Annotated in this window: 17 protein-coding genes; 11 read left to right on the top strand and 6 right to left on the bottom strand. The window is 72.2% G+C overall.

Features of this window, described 5'->3' with window-relative positions; genetic code table 11:
- The 7 genes from ACFV9D_RS01060 to ACFV9D_RS01030 all read left to right on the top strand — a co-directional run bounded on the left by ACFV9D_RS01060 (position 1) and on the right by ACFV9D_RS01030 (position 7,329).
- Positions 1–516, top strand: a complete 516-nt coding sequence (locus tag ACFV9D_RS01060; protein ID WP_385138916.1) for a hypothetical protein — start codon at positions 1–3, stop codon at positions 514–516.
- A gap of 13 nt (positions 517–529) precedes the next feature.
- On the top strand, positions 530–1,189 hold the full coding sequence (locus tag ACFV9D_RS01055) for a hypothetical protein (protein ID WP_385138913.1): 660 nt from the start codon (positions 530–532) through the stop codon (positions 1,187–1,189).
- 425 nt (positions 1,190–1,614) lie between these two features.
- Entirely contained in the window at positions 1,615–3,714 is a 2,100-nt protein-coding gene (locus ACFV9D_RS01050; protein ID WP_385138910.1) for a SpoIIE family protein phosphatase, read from the top strand.
- A gap of 396 nt (positions 3,715–4,110) precedes the next feature.
- Positions 4,111–4,536: an aspartate 1-decarboxylase gene (panD, locus tag ACFV9D_RS01045; protein ID WP_385138908.1), complete on the top strand. Its 426-nt coding sequence runs from the start codon at positions 4,111–4,113 to the stop codon at positions 4,534–4,536.
- Positions 4,537–4,563: 27 nt separating this feature from the next.
- Complete coding sequence (locus ACFV9D_RS01040; protein ID WP_385138905.1) at positions 4,564–4,911, top strand: GNAT family N-acetyltransferase; 348 nt, start codon at positions 4,564–4,566, stop codon at positions 4,909–4,911.
- On the top strand, positions 4,908–5,588 hold the full coding sequence (locus ACFV9D_RS01035) for an arylsulfatase (protein ID WP_385138902.1): 681 nt from the start codon (positions 4,908–4,910) through the stop codon (positions 5,586–5,588). Before ACFV9D_RS01040 ends, ACFV9D_RS01035 begins: the two co-directional genes overlap by 4 nt.
- Before the next feature lie 379 nt (positions 5,589–5,967).
- Entirely contained in the window at positions 5,968–7,329 is a 1,362-nt protein-coding gene (locus tag ACFV9D_RS01030) for a transglycosylase family protein (protein WP_385138899.1), read from the top strand.
- Here the strand turns inward: ACFV9D_RS01030 and ACFV9D_RS01025 are convergent.
- Both ACFV9D_RS01025 and ACFV9D_RS01020 read right to left on the bottom strand, forming a co-directional pair.
- Positions 7,210–8,193 (bottom strand): DMT family transporter, encoded by a 984-nt coding sequence (locus ACFV9D_RS01025; protein ID WP_385138897.1) that lies wholly within the window; start codon positions 8,191–8,193, stop codon positions 7,210–7,212. The two genes, ACFV9D_RS01030 and ACFV9D_RS01025, sit on opposite strands and share 120 nt — an antisense overlap.
- A gap of 117 nt (positions 8,194–8,310) precedes the next feature.
- Positions 8,311–9,030, bottom strand: coding sequence for a carbonic anhydrase (locus ACFV9D_RS01020; RefSeq protein WP_385138895.1), 720 nt, complete (start codon positions 9,028–9,030; stop codon positions 8,311–8,313).
- A gap of 164 nt (positions 9,031–9,194) precedes the next feature.
- On the opposite strand from ACFV9D_RS01020, the gene ACFV9D_RS01015 reads away from it, so the two are divergent.
- The 3 genes from ACFV9D_RS01015 to ACFV9D_RS01005 all read left to right on the top strand — a co-directional run bounded on the left by ACFV9D_RS01015 (position 9,195) and on the right by ACFV9D_RS01005 (position 11,865).
- Positions 9,195–9,908 carry a (2Fe-2S)-binding protein gene (locus ACFV9D_RS01015; protein ID WP_385138892.1) on the top strand — a complete coding sequence of 238 codons (714 nt, stop codon included), beginning with the start codon at positions 9,195–9,197 and terminating at the stop codon, positions 9,906–9,908.
- Between the two features lie 62 nt (positions 9,909–9,970).
- A complete protein-coding gene (locus tag ACFV9D_RS01010) occupies positions 9,971–11,446 on the top strand; it encodes an SDR family NAD(P)-dependent oxidoreductase (RefSeq protein WP_385138890.1) in 1,476 nt (491 codons plus the stop codon).
- A 248-nt stretch (positions 11,447–11,694) separates the two neighbouring features.
- Positions 11,695–11,865 (top strand): hypothetical protein, encoded by a 171-nt coding sequence (locus ACFV9D_RS01005; protein ID WP_361431199.1) that lies wholly within the window; start codon positions 11,695–11,697, stop codon positions 11,863–11,865.
- An 11-nt stretch (positions 11,866–11,876) separates the two neighbouring features.
- Here ACFV9D_RS01005 and ACFV9D_RS01000 read toward each other — a convergent pair whose 3' ends face one another.
- Genes ACFV9D_RS01000 through ACFV9D_RS00985 form a run of 4 tightly spaced genes read right to left on the bottom strand, consistent with a single transcriptional unit; the run spans position 11,877 to position 14,979 of the window.
- Positions 11,877–13,334 carry a lipase maturation factor family protein gene (locus ACFV9D_RS01000; protein ID WP_385138886.1) on the bottom strand — a complete coding sequence of 486 codons (1,458 nt, stop codon included), beginning with the start codon at positions 13,332–13,334 and terminating at the stop codon, positions 11,877–11,879.
- 33 nt (positions 13,335–13,367) lie between these two features.
- A complete protein-coding gene (locus tag ACFV9D_RS00995; protein WP_385138883.1) occupies positions 13,368–13,538 on the bottom strand; it encodes a hypothetical protein in 171 nt (56 codons plus the stop codon).
- A gap of 53 nt (positions 13,539–13,591) precedes the next feature.
- Positions 13,592–14,137: a DUF1990 family protein gene (locus tag ACFV9D_RS00990; protein ID WP_385138881.1), complete on the bottom strand. Its 546-nt coding sequence runs from the start codon at positions 14,135–14,137 to the stop codon at positions 13,592–13,594.
- On the bottom strand, positions 14,125–14,979 hold the full coding sequence (locus ACFV9D_RS00985; RefSeq protein WP_385138878.1) for a YndJ family protein: 855 nt from the start codon (positions 14,977–14,979) through the stop codon (positions 14,125–14,127). Before ACFV9D_RS00985 ends, ACFV9D_RS00990 begins: the two co-directional genes overlap by 13 nt.
- A 170-nt stretch (positions 14,980–15,149) precedes the next feature.
- Between ACFV9D_RS00985 and ACFV9D_RS00980 the strand changes: the two genes are divergently transcribed.
- A complete protein-coding gene (locus ACFV9D_RS00980; RefSeq protein ID WP_385138875.1) occupies positions 15,150–16,358 on the top strand; it encodes a DUF6777 domain-containing protein in 1,209 nt (402 codons plus the stop codon).
- The last annotated feature ends 13 nt before the right edge of the window (positions 16,359–16,371 follow it).

The following is a 16,371-nucleotide window of genomic DNA, read 5'->3' as shown; positions in this document are numbered from 1 at the left end:
ATGACCCGTGTACTCCTCACGCACGCGGCCCGGCCGCTCCGGCACCGATGGTCGGTGGCGGTGCTCGCCGTCCTGGCCGCCGTCCTGACGGCCGCCTCGGGATGGCTGGGTGTTCGGCTGTACGAGCGCCACGAGGAGGAACGGCGGCACCAGGACATCCTGGCCGCCGCCCGCCAGTCGGCGCTCAACTTCACCTCGCTTGACTACCGGCACTACGACCGCGACAGCAAGAACGTCCTGAACGGCGCGACCGGGGACTTCAAGAAGCAGTTCGCGGCCCAGACCACGCAGCTGACGAAGATCGTCGCCGACAACAAGTCGGTCTCGGAGGGTCAGATCCTCGACGCGGGTATCGCGCGGGCCGACGAACGGACCGCCCGCGTCCTGGTGGTGGCCGACAGCAAGGTCACCAACGTCGCCGCCCCCGAGGGCACGTCCCGCAACTACCGCCTTCAGCTCGACCTCGTCCTGAAGGACGGGCAGTGGCTGACGTCCAACGTCGAATTCGTCGGCTGACAGGAGACAGAACGTGGCGAACACGACCCTTCGAACGGCGACCCTCCGCGCCGCCGCCAAACGCGCCGAGAGGGCGGCGCGGCAGCCGAACGAGCCCGAGGCCAGCCCGGACCCCAAGCCCAAGCGGACCCCCAAGTCGACCGCCAAGGCGACCGCCCAGACGGCGGGTCGCCCCGGCCGGCTCGGCGCGGTGCTCGCTGTCCTGGTCGTACTGGGCGTGGTCGCCACCGCCATGCTCGGGTGGAAGTACCGAGAGGCCGAACGCACGGCCCAGGCACGCACGGCCGCGCTCACCGCGGCACACAAGGCTGCCCCGGCCGTCCTCTCGTACGACTACCGCCACCTGGACCGCGACTTCGCCGCGGCCCGCACCCACCTCACCGACCCGTTCCTCGACCAGTACGCCAAGACCACCCACACCGTGGTCGCCCCCACCGCCAAGCAGTACCGCGGCGTGGTCAAGGCCACGGTCGCGAAGCCCCCGGGCGGCGACGCCGCCCCGGCGGCGTCGGTGGTGTCGGCCTCCCCGGACAGGGCCGTCATCCTGCTCTTCATGAACCAACTGACCACCAGCACCCAGGTCACCACTCCCCGCCTCGACCTCAACCGCGTCCGCATGACCCTCATCTCCACCCCCCAAGGCTGGAAGGTCAGCGCTTTGGACGCGCTGTAGCGCGGTTCGAGCGCTTGAAGATCTGATCAAGGGGAGCGTCCAGGGCCTTCTTGACCGCCTGGGTCGTGCGGGTGCGCCGTGACGTTGCCAAGGGCACCACATCGGTGGGTGATCGACTGGCTGCGGGCAGTGAAGCGGACGGCTGGTGCGAGAGAGCGGTCTGGTGCCGGCAGGGTGACCATGGGAAGCATGGAGGAAGCGCATCCGGTGGCCGCTCCGGGCGGGCGGCCTCAGGGGCTGATGGCGGCACCCTTGCTGCTCGCGGGCAGCGGTAGGGCGCGGCGCCACCTGGACTTTTCAGGCTGCAAGGAGCTGCTGGAGCAGTTCCGCACCGGTTGGTCCGAGAGCCTGGTGCTGACCGCCGAGGACTGCCGGCGCTGCGAGGCGCCGCAACGCCCGCGCCCTTCCCCACGGGGAGGCGCGGGATGAGTGAGCCGACCCCGGTCGAGGAGCTGGTCAGCGGTGCGGCCCAGGACGCCGGCGGCTGGCTGGGTGCGCTGCCGGTGGCGCAGGTGGCCACCAGTGCCGATGGAACGATTGTGCGCTGGAGTCGGGCCGCCGAAGGGCTGCTCGGCTACAGCCCCCAGCAGGTGATCGGACGGCACATCGCCGAGCTGTTGCACCCGGGCGCGGACAGGAGCCTCGGCCGGTCGCTCTGGGAGGCCGCGGCCGGCGGGCGGGGGGTCATGGGCACGGTCACCGCCTGGCACCGAGACGGGCACCCCGTGGAAGTGGAGATCTGGGCAAGCCCCGTTTCCGACCGGCGTGACGACGCCTCCGCGGTCCTGCTCTTCGCTGCCGATGCCCACGCCGCGCGGCGTATCCGCGGATCGTCGGCCGTGTGGGACGGGCTGTTCGCCCGCTCTCCGGTCGGCATCGCCGTCCTGGACGCACAGCTGCGGTTCCTGCGGGTCAACCCGGCCCTGGAGAGGATGAACGGCCTGGCGGAGTCGGCCCATGTCGGCCGGAGCCTGTCCGAGCTGCTGCCCGAGGTGAACGCCGAGGACATGGAGGCGGCGATGCGGCAGGTCCTGGACAGTGGGGAGCCGGTCCTGGACCGCCGCCGCATCGGCCGTACCCCGGCCGAGCCCGACCATGATCGGGTGTGGTCGTGCTCCTACGTCCGCGTGGAGGACCCGGGCGGTCGGGCCATCGGGGTCATCGCCTCGCTGCTCGACATCACCGACCAGCAGCGCGCCCACACCGAAGCCGAGATGGGACGGCGCAGGCTCGCACTGCTCAGCGAGGCGTCCATCCGGATCGGTTCCAGCCTGGAACTGGAGCGCACCGCCCAGGAACTCGCCGACCTCGCCGCTTCTCACCTCGCCGACGCGGTCACCGTCGATGTCCTGGACACCCTCGCCCGAGGCGACGATCCCGGCATGGGGCTGGCCGGCGGTGTCGCCCTGCGCCGCCTGGGCAAGGCCCCGCTGACCGGCTCCGCGGTCACCGATGTCCTCGCCCCGCTCGGCCGCACCCTCGACTTCCCGGCGGCCGCCCCCTACACCCAGGCTCTGTCCAGACGTGAGCCGTTCCTGTTGGCCGTCCTCGACGAGAGGGCCATCGCCCCCGCCGCCCGCCATACCAGCAGGCCCGCGCAGCTGCTGCAGCTTGGCGTGCATTCGTTCATGATGGCGCCGCTCTTCGCGCGGGACCTGGTGCTCGGCGTGGCGACCTTCTACCGCAGCCGTCCGATCGGCCCGTTCACCTCCGACGACGTGACTCTGGCCGGCGAGCTCGCCGCGCGCGCCGCCCTCAGCATCGACAACGCCCGCCTCTACCACCGTGAACACGACACCGCGCTGACCCTGCAGCGCAGCATGCTGCCCCAGCACATCACCCCACCTGCCGGGCTCGAGGTCGCCCACCGCTACCTGCCCGCCAGCGACGTCAACGAGGTCGGCGGCGACTGGTACGACGTGCTCAACCTGCCCGGCGGGAGGGCGGCACTGCTCATCGGCGACGTCATGGGCCACGGCACCCCGGCTGCCGCAGTGATGGGACGGCTCTCCGCCAGCGTCCGGGCACTCGCCAGGCTCGACCTCGAACCCGAGGAACTGCTCCACCAGTTGGAAGCGGCACTCGACGACCTTGCCGAGCCGATGCTCGCCACTTTCCTCTACGTCGTGACCGACCTGGCAACGGGTCGCTGCCGCATCACTCGCGCCGGCCATCCGCCGCCCGCCGTCGTCAGCCCCGACGGCACCGCCGCTCTCCTCGACCTGCCGCCCGGCACCCCGCTCGGCGTCGGCGGCACTCGCTTCACCACCACCGAGACCACCCTGCAACCGGGCAGCCTCCTCGTTCTGTACACGGACGGTCTTATCGAGTCCCGCGGCAGCGACATCGACGAGCGCCTCGCCGAACTCATCCATCTCCTCACCCAACCCCACCCGTCCTTGACCGGACTGTGCGACAGCCTCCTCACGCACCTCGTGCCGGGCTCCGCGGACGACGACATTGCCTTGCTGCTCGCTCGTTTCACCAACCCTCACCTGGGTGGAGAGGCGAGAGACCCGACCTGAGGCCGGATCAACGACAGCGTCTTGCCCGTACACCGAGTCCTCGTGAGTCTCAGGCCCACGGGATGGCCGCCCCGCGACTGCCGCGCGCTGGCCTCGATCGGAACGAGCCCGGATGGCGTCATCGCCCGCCCGCGGCCGGCGAGGATCTCCATGGGGTAGCAGTCCTCCATGGCGATCCATGGCCCGCTCGGCGGGCGGTGATCGTGGCAGGGGGCGGAACGCGCAGTACGGCACCCGCGTCGGTCCGATGGTGCGTCAGAGAAGTCGGCAACGGGTCAGCGTGAGGTCTGCAACACCTGGGGACAGCTGACCGAACATGCGAATCGTTGTAGTCTCCGAAGACCGCCCTTGACCTGCAGAGAGCAGGCAGGGAGCAGACACATCGGGAGTTTCTCCATGCTTCGCACCCTGTTCAAGTCGAAGATCCACCGGGCCACCGTGACCCAGGCCGATCTCCACTACGTCGGGTCCGTGACCGTCGACGGCGATCTGATGGACGCGGCCGATCTCCTGCCCGGCGAGCTCGTGCACATCGTCGACATCGACAACGGCGCCCGGCTGGAGACCTACGTCATCGAGGGCGAGCGCGGCTCCGGGGTCATCGGGATCAACGGTGCCGCCGCGCACCTCGTGCACCCGGGGGATCTGGTGATCCTCATCAGTTACGCGCAGGTCGAGGACGCCGAGGCGCGCTCGTTCGTCCCCCGTGTGGTGCACGTGGACGCGGACAACCGGATCGTGGAGCTCGGGTCCGACGCGTCCGCGCCGGTGCCCGGCAGTGACACCGCGCGCAGCCCGCACGCCGTGCCCGCACCCGCCTGAACCAGCCAGTCCGAGGAGACCCATCGCATGGCCGATCTTCAGCTCAGGGACGACCGGGAGAAGGGGCGTCTGGAGGCCTTCGAGGACGGGACGACGTACGTCGGCGTCATCGTCTACTTCGTCCTGACGGCCGACCCGCACGCCCTCGTCGCGGTGCACACCATCGTGGAGGACGGGCACGAGGGCAAGGGCATCGCCGGGTCGCTCGTGCGGGAGTTCTACGAGATGGCCGCCCGCGAGGGCGTCCCCGTCGTGCCGCTCTGCCCGTACGCCGCCAAGTGGGCCGAGAAGCACCCCGACGAGGCCCCGGTGCCGCCCGCCGAGGTCGTTCGCGCGGCGAAGGCGCAGCTCAGGGCCGCCCCGGAGCTCTGGTGACGCTCGCTCTGCTGCACACCTCCGCCGTCCACGTGCCCGTCTTCGACGGGCTCCGCGACCGGCACCACCCCGGGCTCGCCCTGCGGCACCTCGTAGACGAGGAGTTGCTCGAACGGGCCCGGGCCGAGGGGCCGGAAGCCGTGGCCGGTGCCGTCCGTGACGCCCTCGCCGAGGCCGTCGCCGACGGTGCCCGCGCCGTGCTGTGCACCTGCTCGACCATCGGCGGCGTCGCCGAGCGCAGCGCCGCCGAACTGGGTGTGCCCGTCCTGCGGGTGGACCGGCCGATGGCGGCCGAGGCAGTGCGCGTCGAGCGAAGCGGGATGGGGGTCCCCCCGGCCGAAGGCCGGGGGAGGATCGTGGTCGTCGCGACCTCTGCCTCCACCCTGGGGCCCACGGTCGACCTGCTCCGGGAGGAGTCGGGGGAGCGGACCACGACGGTCACCACGCTGTTGGTGGACGGAGCCTGGGAGCGGTTCCTGGCCGGCGACCACGACGGTTACCTCGACGCGGTCGCCCGGGCCCTGGACTCCGTCGATCCGGTCGGCGGCGGCGTGATCGTCCTCGCCCAGGCCTCCATGGCCGACGCCGCCGAGCGCACCACGACCCCGCTGCCCGTCCTCTCGAGCCCCCGCCTCGGCCTCGCCGCCGCGGCGAGCGTGGTGCGCCGACACGGATGAATGGCCCCGGCGGGCGCGGGCACACGCTCCGGGAGAGCCTGGAGCCGTCCCGCCCGTCGACCGAGAGGCCCGTCATGACCCATCCGTACCCCGACCCGGTGCCGCCCTCGCCGATCCCGCCGCCGGGGCCGGTCCCGTCGCCACCGACTCCGGTGCCGGAACCGCCTCCCGTGCCGCCCCCGAACCCCGTTCCGGAGCCCCCGGGCCCCACTCCCGTACCGGAACCCGAGCCTCAGCCCGAGCCGGGGCCCGCCGGGCTCTGATTCGTAGGTGACACAAGGGACTTGGGGATTCCCCAAGGCCCTTGTCACGGCCTGTGACCTTCCCTTACCTTGGGCGACTGCCGATGCGTATCTGCTGACGCGTTCGAGGGGGGCCCATGGCCGCACGGGGACGACACCGCCGGTACCAGCCGAGCCGGATCAACCGCGCCTCGCTGACCGTCACAGCGGGCGGCGCCGGGATGGCGCTGCCGCTGGTCGGCGCCGGGACCGCGCAGGCCGCCTCTCTCGACGTCTGGGAGAAGGTCGCCGCCTGCGAGTCCTCCTCCAACTGGCGCATCAACACCGGCAACGGCTATTTCGGCGGGCTGCAGTTCAGCCAGTCCACCTGGGAACGGTACGGCGGTACGCACTACGCGCCGCGCGCCGACCTGGCCTCCAAGGACCAGCAGATCGCCATCGCGGAGAAGGTGCTCAAGGGGCAGGGGCCGGACGCCTGGCCGACCTGCTCGTCGCGCGCCGGGCTCGGTCGCGCGGAGCGCGGTCAGGAGAAGGCCAAGGGCGGGGTCACGCCCGCGTCCGTGCCGGCGCAGCGCACCGCGGCCGCACAGCGGACCCCGGCGGCCAAGCCCCCGGCCGCGACGCCGACCACCGTGCCGACGGTCCGCGAGATGTACACGGTCGCCCCCGGCGACTCGCTCTCCCGCATCGCCCGGGAGGAGCGCGTCAAGGGCGGCTGGCAGCGGTTGTACGAGGCGAATCGCGGCGTGGTCGGCACCGACCCCGACCTGATCCATCCGGGCCAGAAGCTGACCCTCCGCATCACCGCCCCCGTCAAGCCGCCGCAGACCGGGACGCCTGCCGCCAGGCCCTCGGCAGGCAACCCGCCGGTCCCGAAGGGCACGCCGTCGACCGCCCCGAAGGGCACGTCGACGACCACCCCGAAGGGCTCACCGCAGGCCACGAAGGCTCCCGCCGCCCCGCAGGCCAAGCCCGCCACCCGACCTGCCGCACGGCCGGTCACCAAGCCGGCCGCCAAGCCCGTCACCAAGCCTGCGACAAAACCGGCCCCCAAGCCCGCGACCAAGCCCGCCACCCGGCCCGCACCCCAGGCCGACGGCTTCAGCGCCCCCGTCTCCGCCTCGATCGGCACCAGCTACCGCGTGTCCGGCTCCTCCTGGTCCAGCGGCTACCACACCGGTGTCGACTTCCCCGTCCCCACCGGCACGTCCGTGAAGGCCGTCGCCACCGGCAAGGTCGTCTCCGCCGGCTGGGGCGGCGCGTACGGATACGAGGTCGTCATCCGCCACGACGACGGGCGCTACAGCCAGTACGCGCACCTGTCCGCGCTCACCGTCCGCGAAGGCCAGCGGGTCAACTCCGGGCAGCGCATCGCCCGTTCAGGATCGACCGGCAACAGCTCGGGACCGCATCTCCACTTCGAGGTGCGGACGGGTCCCGGGTACGGCTCCGACATCGACCCCCTGGCCTACCTCAGGGCGCGGGGCGTCGCGATCTGACACGGTCCGGTCCTCTGACACCGAGAGCGAGTCGTCGGAGGCCGTCAGGCGGTCCGTCGTGAGCTGGATCAGACCGCCCGCCGCCACCGCACCGCAGATCAGCGCGGCGACGGTGCCGGCCGTGCCGTACCGGAAGGTCTCGCCGAACAGCGTGAGGCCCACGGCGGCGGCGATCACCGGGTTGACGACCGTGACCGTGGCCAGCGGAGCCGCCAGGCCCGCGCCCCGGTAGGAGGCCTGGGAGAGCAGCAGCCCGGTGATCGCGAGGGCCGAGAGGACCAGCAGGCTCGTCCACTGGGCGAGCGGCGCGTCGGGCGACCACTCCACGGCCACGGTCTTGGTGAAGACGGAGGCGATACCGAACGACACACCCGCCGCGGCCGCCAGGACGATGCTGCGCAGCACCGAGCGGCCCACCAGGTGCGCGATGGTGAACAGTCCGCCCACCACCCCGAACGTCGCCGCGGCGAGCAGCCAGCGTTCGGTGCCGCCCAGCGACTGCGACTCGGCGCTGCCCGTCAGGCTGAGCAGCCCGGCGAGGCCGACCGTGGCCATGAGCGCGCCGCGCCAGGCCGTGTGCCCGGCCCGGCGGCCCACGAAGAGGGCCGCCATGGGCAGGGCGAAGACGATCGTGAGGGCGCCCAGCGGCTGGACCAGACTGAGCGGACCGTAGGCGAGCGCAGCGACGTGGAGCGCCGCGCCGAGACCGTTGAGCAGGACGGACCCCCACCAGGCCGGGCTGCGCAGCGGCGCGTAGGTGGGGCCGCCGGCGGCGGCCGCGACCCGCTCCTGCACGATCGCCGCGGCCGCGTAGGCGACCGCCGAGACCAGTGACAGGAGCACGGACAGCAGGAGGGGGCTCATACATACAACGATCTCTCTTCCGAGCGTTCACGTCGTCGTACCTGGGAACGCATTCGGACGTACTGCCGTCGCAGTACGGGACCGTGACGTACGCCTTGGGATGTACACCCGCGCAGGTCAGGAGGGGTGGAAAGCGACCTTTCCGGTATCCAGGTCGAAGCGGGCGCCGACGATCAGGGCCTTGTCGAACGCCTCATCCCGAGCCAGTCGCCGCCGTATCCGGGCCACATTGGCCCGCACCGTGTTCTCCACCCAGTCGCCCGGCAGGTCGCGGGCGGCGCGTGCGGCCGGCGCTATCTCCTCGACGACGCGGGCGAGGTGCCCCTCGACGGGCTTGCCCGTCCGTACGTACTCCACGGCGGCGGTCGCCGCCCCGCACCGCTCGTGCCCCAGGACGAGGACCAGCGGGACGCCCAGCTCCTCGACGCCGAACTGGATCGAGCCGAGCACGGCCTCGTCCAGGGCCTGCCCGGCCGACCGTATGGTCACGAGGTCACCGAGCCCCTGGTCGAAGACGAGCTCGGGCGGCACCCGCGAGTCGACGCAGCCGAGGACCAGGGCGAACGGGTGCTGGGAGACGGCCACGGCGGCGCGCCGGGCGGCGTCCTCGTGCGGGTGGATCTGCCGGAGCGCCGCGAACCGGGCGTTCCCGGCCCGGAGTTGGGCCAGGGCCCGGGCGGCGGTGAGCGGACCGTCCGGCCGGGGCCGACGGGCCGGGGGCACCGCGGCCCGGGCGGACGCGGGGACGCCCGCGGTCACGGCCGCGGCGGCGGTCAGTGCGAGCACCGCGCGCCGGGCCGGCGCCGCGGAGGCAAGGGGGTTGGTGGGAGGTGTCATGCCGTCGAGCGTTACGGTGATCGGCGGTCGCGGAGCCGCACTTGGGGTGAGCATGACCCGAAGATGACCATGCATGACTCGAACATGACCATGCATGATCCAAACTCGACCGGAGTTTTACCGGTGCCGTGCCAGGAAGTCCGACCACACAGGAGGCGGTGACGGTGGATCTCGTCGAGAGCACATCGGTGGGTGGCTTCTTCGCGCTCCGGACGACCACGCCGGAGACGGGCGGCGAGCATGTGCCGCTCGCGCGCCTGTACGCGGGTGAGGAAGACCCCCTCACCGCCCGGGTCGACCGCGTCGGCGCCCGCCTTCGTACCCCCGAGCGACGGGTCGCCGCCTCGATCGCCCATCTCGGGCTCGCCGCCCGGCTGTGGTCGATCGCCCTCGGCCCGGCCGCCCTGCACGGCAGGTTCCCGGCTCTCGACCCGGCGGACCTGTACTGGGACGGCGCCCTGACCTCTCCCGACGACCTGTGGTGGGCGGGCACCGACACCCGCCCCGCCACCGTGGCCGACCTCCGCGAGGCCGTCCAGCTCGCCCACCTCGTCCCGCTCCACGAGGCCTTCCGCCGCGACGGGCGCATCTCGCCCCGGCTGCTCTGGGGCAACGCCGGCTCCGCGCTCGCCGGAGCGCTGCGGGAGCTCACCCGCTGGGCCCGCGCGCAGGACCGGCCCGAGGTCGCCGCCCGCGCCGCCGAGCTCGTCTCCGGGCTCTTCGATCACCCGGACCTGGCACGCACGGTCCAGGGCCCCGCCCTCCGCCGTACCAGCTGCTGCCTCTACTACCGCTGCCCCGGCGGCGGACTCTGCGGCGACTGTGTGTTCGACCACGCTCCCGGTACGGGTTTGGAGACACGGCCCCCCGCTCCGTAAAATCCGTCTTTTGGGATATGGGCGCGCGCGAGCGTACGAGCGATCGAGGAACGACAGAGGCCATGACGGTGACCGAAGAAACCCAGGAGTACGGGCCGGGTATCGACCCCGAACGCCTGGCCGTCTGCCTGAGCGTGCTCGACGAGCTCGACGAGCTGGACGTCGACCACCCGGACGCGATCGCCGTCCGGCGCGCCACCGCCGGTATCTACCGGACGGTGAAGCAGCGCCGCCGCCAGGAGCGCCGGGCCGCGAAGACCGCGCACGACAAGGCGGTCACCGAGGCCACCGCCACCGGCTCCGCCCAGCGGATCGACGACGAGACCGAGGGCATCCTGCCCTCCTCCGTCACCGAGGCCGGCCAGATCGCCGGGATACTCCAGCGCCCCCGGTCCTGCTACACCTGCAAGACGCGGTACGTCGAGGTCGACTACTTCTACCACCAGCTCTGCCAGGACTGCGCGGCCCTGAACCGCGCCCGCCGCGACGCCCGCACCGACCTCGCCGGCAAGCGCGCGCTGCTCTCCGGCGGCCGGGCCAAGATCGGCATGTACATCGCGCTGCGGCTGCTGCGCGACGGCGCCCACACCACGATCACGACCCGCTTCCCCAAGGACGCCATCCGCCGCTTCAAGGCCATGGAGGACTCGGCGGACTGGATGCACCGCCTTGAGGTCGTCGGCATCGACCTGCGCGACCCGGCGCAGGCGGTCGCCCTGGCCGATCAGATCGCCGAGGACGGTCCGCTGGACATCCTCATCAACAACGCGACGCAGACCGTGCGCCGCCTGCCCTCCGCCTACGCCGCCCTGGTCGAGGGCGAGAGCGCGCCGCTGCCCGCCGGGGAGCTCCCGGCCCACCACGTGATCGGCGCCTTCAACTCCGGCGCGGTGGACGGTCTTGCCGCGCTGCCCGTCGGCGTCAGCGGCCTGGACGCGCAGAAGGTCGCCGATCTCGCCCTGGTCGCGGGCAACGCCAGCGTCGAGCGGCACCGCGACGGCAGCGCCATCGACGCGGGCGGCCTGGTGCCGGACGTCGTCGAGACCAACACCTGGGTGCAGACCATCGAGCAGATCTCCCCGGTCGAACTGCTCGAGACCCAGCTCTGCAACTACACGGCGCCGTTCATCCTGATCAGCAAACTGCGGCCGGTGATGGCCGACGCCGCGAAGAAGGCGGCCAGCGGGCGCGCGTACGTCGTCAACGTCTCGGCGATGGAGGGCGTCTTCGGCCGTGGTTACAAGGGCGCCGGGCACCCGAACACCAACGCCGCGAAGGCCGCGATGAACATGGTGACGCGGACCAGCGCCCAGGAGATGTTCCAGAGCGACGGCATCCTCATGACCTCCGTCGACACCGGCTGGATCACCGACGAGCGTCCGCACTTCGACAAGCTCCGCCTGGCCGAGGAGGGCTTCCACGCCCCGCTCGACCTGGTCGACGGCGCCGCCCGCGTCTACGACCCGGTCGTGCGCGGCGAGGCGGGCGAGGACCTGTACGGCTGCTTCCTCAAGGACTACGCGCCCGCCAACTGGTAGATCGGCTGGATAAACCCGCTCGGGTGTCCGAAATTCACTCGATTGCGTCACACTTCCCGGCCCCATAGAGCGCTGGCCCGCTCATTTGGTTAGTCTGAGGTCCACGGTCGGCCACCGGGGTTTCACCAAACCCTCACGGTCGGCCTGGGGACTGGCCCACCACCAAGGCCGCGGTCCCGCCCGAAGAACGGCGCCACCGCGACCGAACGGCCATGTCCTCATAGGTACGCGACACAAGGGAGTGCGCGGTGACACCAGAACTGACGAAGCAGGAACAGCGACCGGCCGAACGTCCGGAGCGGCCCCACCGTCCCGGCGAGCTGGGAAGCCTGGACGTGTGGGCCCACGCGGCCCCCATCCGGCTGGCGGGCTACGAGGACGACCTCGCGGAGCCCCACATCCTGCCCGGTATCGACTGAGTCGTACCTCTTCACCCGTGCCCCCGGCCGCCCCCGCGCCCGGGGGCACGGGTGTGACCAGGGGTCCTCAGCTCGACCGGAGGCAGAAACTCCCGTACGAGCGTGCGATGCCACCACGCCCCCGTGTCCCGTAGCTCCCGCCAGGTCGTGTAGCGGTACCGGTACAGGCGGGCCCTGATGCGGACCGGCGGCTCGTCGGGGAAGGGGTTGTGGCGCAGCAGCCGCAGGGTGTCCCGGTCCCCGTCGAGGAGCCGCTCGACGAAGGGCCCGAACCAGTCGCGCGCGTACGCGGGGGAGAGCGCCGCGAACCACATCAGCCAGTCGAGCCGCAGATGGTACGGGGCGAACTGGCGCGGCAGCCGGCGCGGATCGCCGGGCTTCCCCTTGAAGCCGTACTCCTTCCACACCGTGCCCGCGCGCTGCACCGGGTCGTCGGTGCCCTCGATGACGATCTCGTCCCGGATCCGGCCGACCGTGCCGAACGCGCCGTACGTGTTGACCAGGTGGAACGGGTCGAACGAGCGGTTCATCGCCTGGCGCCGGGAGAGCAGGTTGCGGACCGGGCCGTAGCTGCGGAAGAGCACCAGCGCGGTCACGGCGACGACCACGACCACGTACCAGACCGGCGGGGCGGGCTGCGGGTGCTCGCCCACCAGGAGCGAGCCGTCCATGGCGGAGAGCGCGAGGACGATCGTCAGCCAGTTCAGCCAGGCGAAGTTCCCCGAGAGCACCAGCCAGAGCTGGGTCGCCACCATCAGACCGGCCGCGACGGTCGCCACCGGCTGCGGGGTGAAGAGCAGTACTGGGACCAGCAGCTGGACGACGTGGTTGGCCGCCACCTCGACCCGGTGCAGCGGACGGGGCAGATGGTGGAAGAACCAGCTGAGCGGCCCGGGCATCGGCTGGGTCTCGTGATGGAAGTAGAGGCAGGTCAGATTCCGCCAGCACTGGTCACCGCGGATCTTGATGAGCCCCGCGCCGAACTCGACGCGGAAGAGCAGCCAGCGCAGCAGCCACAGGACGAGGACGGGCGGCGCGGTGTCGTCGTTGCCGAGGAAGACAGCGAGGAAGCCGGCCTCCAGGAGCAGCGACTCCCAACCGAAGCTGTACCAGGTCTGGCCGACGTTGACGATGGAGAGGTACAGCGCCCAGAGCGCCGCCCACAGCAGCATCGAGACGGCGAGCGGGACGGCGTCCCCCGCGCCCGCCACCAGGGCGAGCGCCAGGGCCACGCCGCTCCACGAAACCGCTGCGAACAGTCGGTCCGAGTAGTGCCAGTGGAAGAGGCTGGGGGTCTGACGCGGCTCCACCCGGCGCAGATACTCCGGTACGGGGAGCATGCCGCGCTCGCCGATCAGGGCCCGGAACTGGAGAGCCGCGGACAGGAAGGCCACGAGATAGAGCCCGGCGAGCCCCCGCTGGAAGACGATCCGGCTCAGCCAGTAGTCCGGTGCCGTGAACCACTCCATCCCTTCCAGTATCGGCGCCGTCCGGTCCGGACGTCAGACCTTCTCCTCCTCGTCGAGGGTGCGCTGGCCCTCGGCCTGGGACGGGGTGGTGCGTACGGTCGCCGGGTGCCGGTGGTCCCGCTGGAGCGCGTCCATGTCCTCTTCGAGGCGCTCTCCCTCGGCCTGCGAGGGGGTGCTGTATTCGTCGTACTGGTACTGGCTCACGGCCGCCTCCTGGGTCGGGACGTATGCCTATAGAGGGAGCGTAACCCCGCACGTCATCCGGCGACGACGCGTTGCAGCGTGCGGCCGAGCCAGCGGGCGTAGGCGTGCTGGAGGACGGGGACGAGTGGTCCCCCGAGGCGCGTGTACCAGGCGGCGGGGCGGCTGAAGGCGGTGACCGTGAACCAGACCGAGCCGTCGGGGTGGAGATCGACGACGAAGGACTCCTCGCCGCTTTCGGGGTGGCCGGTGCGGGTGCCGTACGCGAAGCCGGTGCGGTCCGTCTCGTACGCCGTCCAGATCACCTCGCAGGGCGCGGCGAACCGGACCGGACCGAGGCCGAGCGAGACCTCGACGAAGGCGCCGGGTTCGGCGCGGACCGCCTCGCTGCGGACCCGGGCGCCCGAGGCGCGGTGCATCCGCCACGTGGTGACGGCGGCCCCGGCGGTCTCGAAGGCGTCCCGGCCCCGTCCGATGCGGACGGTGTGGTGGAGGTGGTGGTAGCCCGCCGGGAGGCGGTCCCGGCCGGTGGCGCCGACCTCCCGATAGTTCAGGGGTGCGGGGGAGGCCGGGGTGGCGAGGTCGCGGATCAGACGGGCCATGATGCGGTCTCCTTCGAGGGGGCGGCCGCCCGCAGGCGGCGCCAGGCGAGCAGCGAGCAGAGCGCGAAACCGAGGGCGTTGCCGAGGCCGTGGGTGGCGGCCATCCAGGTCAGGTTCGGGTGGGGCTGTCCGGTGGCCTCGCCGAGCGCCCAGCTCAGGGCCAGCAGCATGGTCGCCACGAGGACCACGGCCGAGACGCCCAGGAGCCCGCGGGTGACCGGGTCGCGGGCGCCGGTCCGCAGGTCCCGCCAGGTCGACAGGGCGACGGCCCACATCCCGGCGGTGAGGACGAGCGCTCCGAGGAGCTCGGCCCAGTCGTCGACGAAGTACCCGACCAGCACGAGCAGCGTGCCGAGCGGCACGCTGAGCGCGGCGAAGCGCGTGGCGGGCCCGTCGGACGTACGGCAGACCAGGCCGGCCACCAGGGCCGCGGCGAAGCCGGCGAAATGGAAGTGGGGCACGGTCAGGGCCAGGATGTCGAGGTCGAAGCCGAGAAGCTCGTGTCCGGCGCGTTCGGCGACCAGGGCCAGGCCCGCGACCGAAGGGGTCACGAGCGCGGTGAGCACGGCGATCTCCGAGGGCGGGAGCGTGGGGCGCGCCACGAGCCGGGCCGGGGCGAACAGCGCCAGCGCGAGCGTGGCCAGCGCGTAGACGGCGGCGAGCGCGGCGGCGGTGGGGGAGCGCGGGAGCCAGAGGGCGAGCGCGCCCGGTGCGGCGAGCAGGGGCCAGGCGCGGCGGAGCATCCGCAGCCCCCGCGGCCGGGGGCCGTCGATCAGGTCAAGGCCCACCGGGACGATGACGAACATGCCGAGCATGACGATGAGACCGACCAGCACGGACATGCCCCCCACCCCCTGATTGAACGTGTTCAAAGCTTCTGGGGTCGAGCCTAGGGCCTTTCTTGAACGTGTTCAAGTGTGTCGTCCGGTCGGCCGTACTCCGCTTGCGCGCGCCCGTGCGGTGCGACAGACATGAAGGAATGTCTCGGAGTGGAAAGAGGCGGGAGATCCACGTGCGCTCATCCATACGCGGGCCGCGACGGCCCCACGTCACCGCACTTGCCGCGCTGGTGTCGGCGCTGCTCCTCGCGGGCTGCTCGTCCGGCGGCGACAGCGGCGCCGCCGGCCTGGAAGCGGCCTCGCAGGAGGTGTTCCTCCAGCCCGTCGCTGCCCAGGGCCCCGACCCCTTCACCGCCTCCACGGCCAAGGCCGCCGCCCCCGCCCCCACCGCCGCCGCGCCGGACACCCCACCGCCCACCGCGAGCGCACAGACGATCCGCGAGGTCACCGGCTCCACCCCCGGCCTCTACGGAGGCACCCGCTCCGTCGCCAGCTGCGACGTCGAGCGGCAGGTCGCCTTCCTCGCCGGGGACCAGGCCAAGGCCCATGCCTTCGCCGAGGCCGCCGGCATCCCCGAGTCCGCTCTCGCCGACTGGCTGCGCGGCCTCACCCCCGTCGTCCTGAGCTCCGACACCCGCGTCACCAACCACGGCTTCCGCGACGGTTCCGCCACTGCGTTCCAGTCCGTCCTCCAGGCCGGTACGGCGGTGCTCGTCGACCAGTACGGCGCGCCCCGCGTCCGCTGTGCCTGCGGAAATCCGCTGCGCTCGCCCGTCGCCGTCCAGGGCGCCAGGCACAGCGGGCAGCCCTGGCGCGGCTACCACCGCGACCGGGTCGTCGTCATCAGGCCGACCACGACGGTCGTCAACAGCCTGGTCATCGTGAACGTCGTCAACAACACCTGGATCGAGCGGAAGACCGGCACGGACGGCGAGCGGGACGCGCATCCGGTCGTCGTCCCGCCCTGCGACCCCGCCGCCTGCGTCCTCACCGAACCGCCGGCCCCGGTGCGGTCTCCTTCGGTCACCGACAGCTCGCCCGCACCCGAGCGCAGCGCGCCCGTGAGGCCCGACGGTTCGACCACCCCCGGCGACACCGCGTCCCCGTCGCCGACCGACTGCCCGTCGCTGCCGCCGTCCGAGACCCGGACCGGAACGCCGGACACGGCGTCTCCTGACACGACGACCCCCTACCCGAGCTCCCCGAGCCCGACGTCACCGAGCCCGTCGATCCCTCCCGGGTGTCCGACCCCGACCTGGTCCGAGCCGGCCTCCCCGCCCACCCCGGAGCCGCCGGTCGAGCCGGAGCCCGAGGCTCCCTCCTTCGAGGACCTGTTCCCCAGCGACACCGGCGCGCAGCAACCGGAGACCTTCGAGGGATGAGGGGTGACCCCCG

This window comes from Streptomyces sp. NPDC059875 (assembly GCF_042731085.1).
GTDB lineage: Bacteria > Actinomycetota > Actinomycetes > Streptomycetales > Streptomycetaceae > Streptomyces.
Note: the sequence above shows the minus strand (reverse complement) of the source record. Positions and strands in the feature narration are given on the sequence as shown.

What these genes read in the sequence shown, in the direction of transcription:
- ACFV9D_RS01050 (WP_385138910.1), top strand. Translation starts at nt 1,615, where the DNA reads ATGAGTGAGCCGACCCCGGTCGAGGAGCTGGTCAGCGGTGCGGCCCAG.
- ACFV9D_RS01025 (WP_385138897.1), bottom strand. Translation starts at nt 8,193, where the DNA reads ATGAGCCCCCTCCTGCTGTCCGTGCTCCTGTCACTGGTCTCGGCGGTC.
- ACFV9D_RS01020 (WP_385138895.1), bottom strand. Translation starts at nt 9,030, where the DNA reads ATGACACCTCCCACCAACCCCCTTGCCTCCGCGGCGCCGGCCCGGCGC.
- ACFV9D_RS01030 (WP_385138899.1), top strand. Translation starts at nt 5,968, where the DNA reads ATGGCCGCACGGGGACGACACCGCCGGTACCAGCCGAGCCGGATCAAC.
- ACFV9D_RS01040 (WP_385138905.1), top strand. Translation starts at nt 4,564, where the DNA reads ATGGCCGATCTTCAGCTCAGGGACGACCGGGAGAAGGGGCGTCTGGAG.
- ACFV9D_RS01010 (WP_385138890.1), top strand. Translation starts at nt 9,971, where the DNA reads ATGACGGTGACCGAAGAAACCCAGGAGTACGGGCCGGGTATCGACCCC.
- panD (WP_385138908.1), top strand. Translation starts at nt 4,111, where the DNA reads ATGCTTCGCACCCTGTTCAAGTCGAAGATCCACCGGGCCACCGTGACC.
- ACFV9D_RS01060 (WP_385138916.1), top strand. Translation starts at nt 1, where the DNA reads ATGACCCGTGTACTCCTCACGCACGCGGCCCGGCCGCTCCGGCACCGA.
- ACFV9D_RS00985 (WP_385138878.1), bottom strand. Translation starts at nt 14,979, where the DNA reads ATGTCCGTGCTGGTCGGTCTCATCGTCATGCTCGGCATGTTCGTCATC.
- ACFV9D_RS00990 (WP_385138881.1), bottom strand. Translation starts at nt 14,137, where the DNA reads ATGGCCCGTCTGATCCGCGACCTCGCCACCCCGGCCTCCCCCGCACCC.
- ACFV9D_RS01000 (WP_385138886.1), bottom strand. Translation starts at nt 13,334, where the DNA reads ATGGAGTGGTTCACGGCACCGGACTACTGGCTGAGCCGGATCGTCTTC.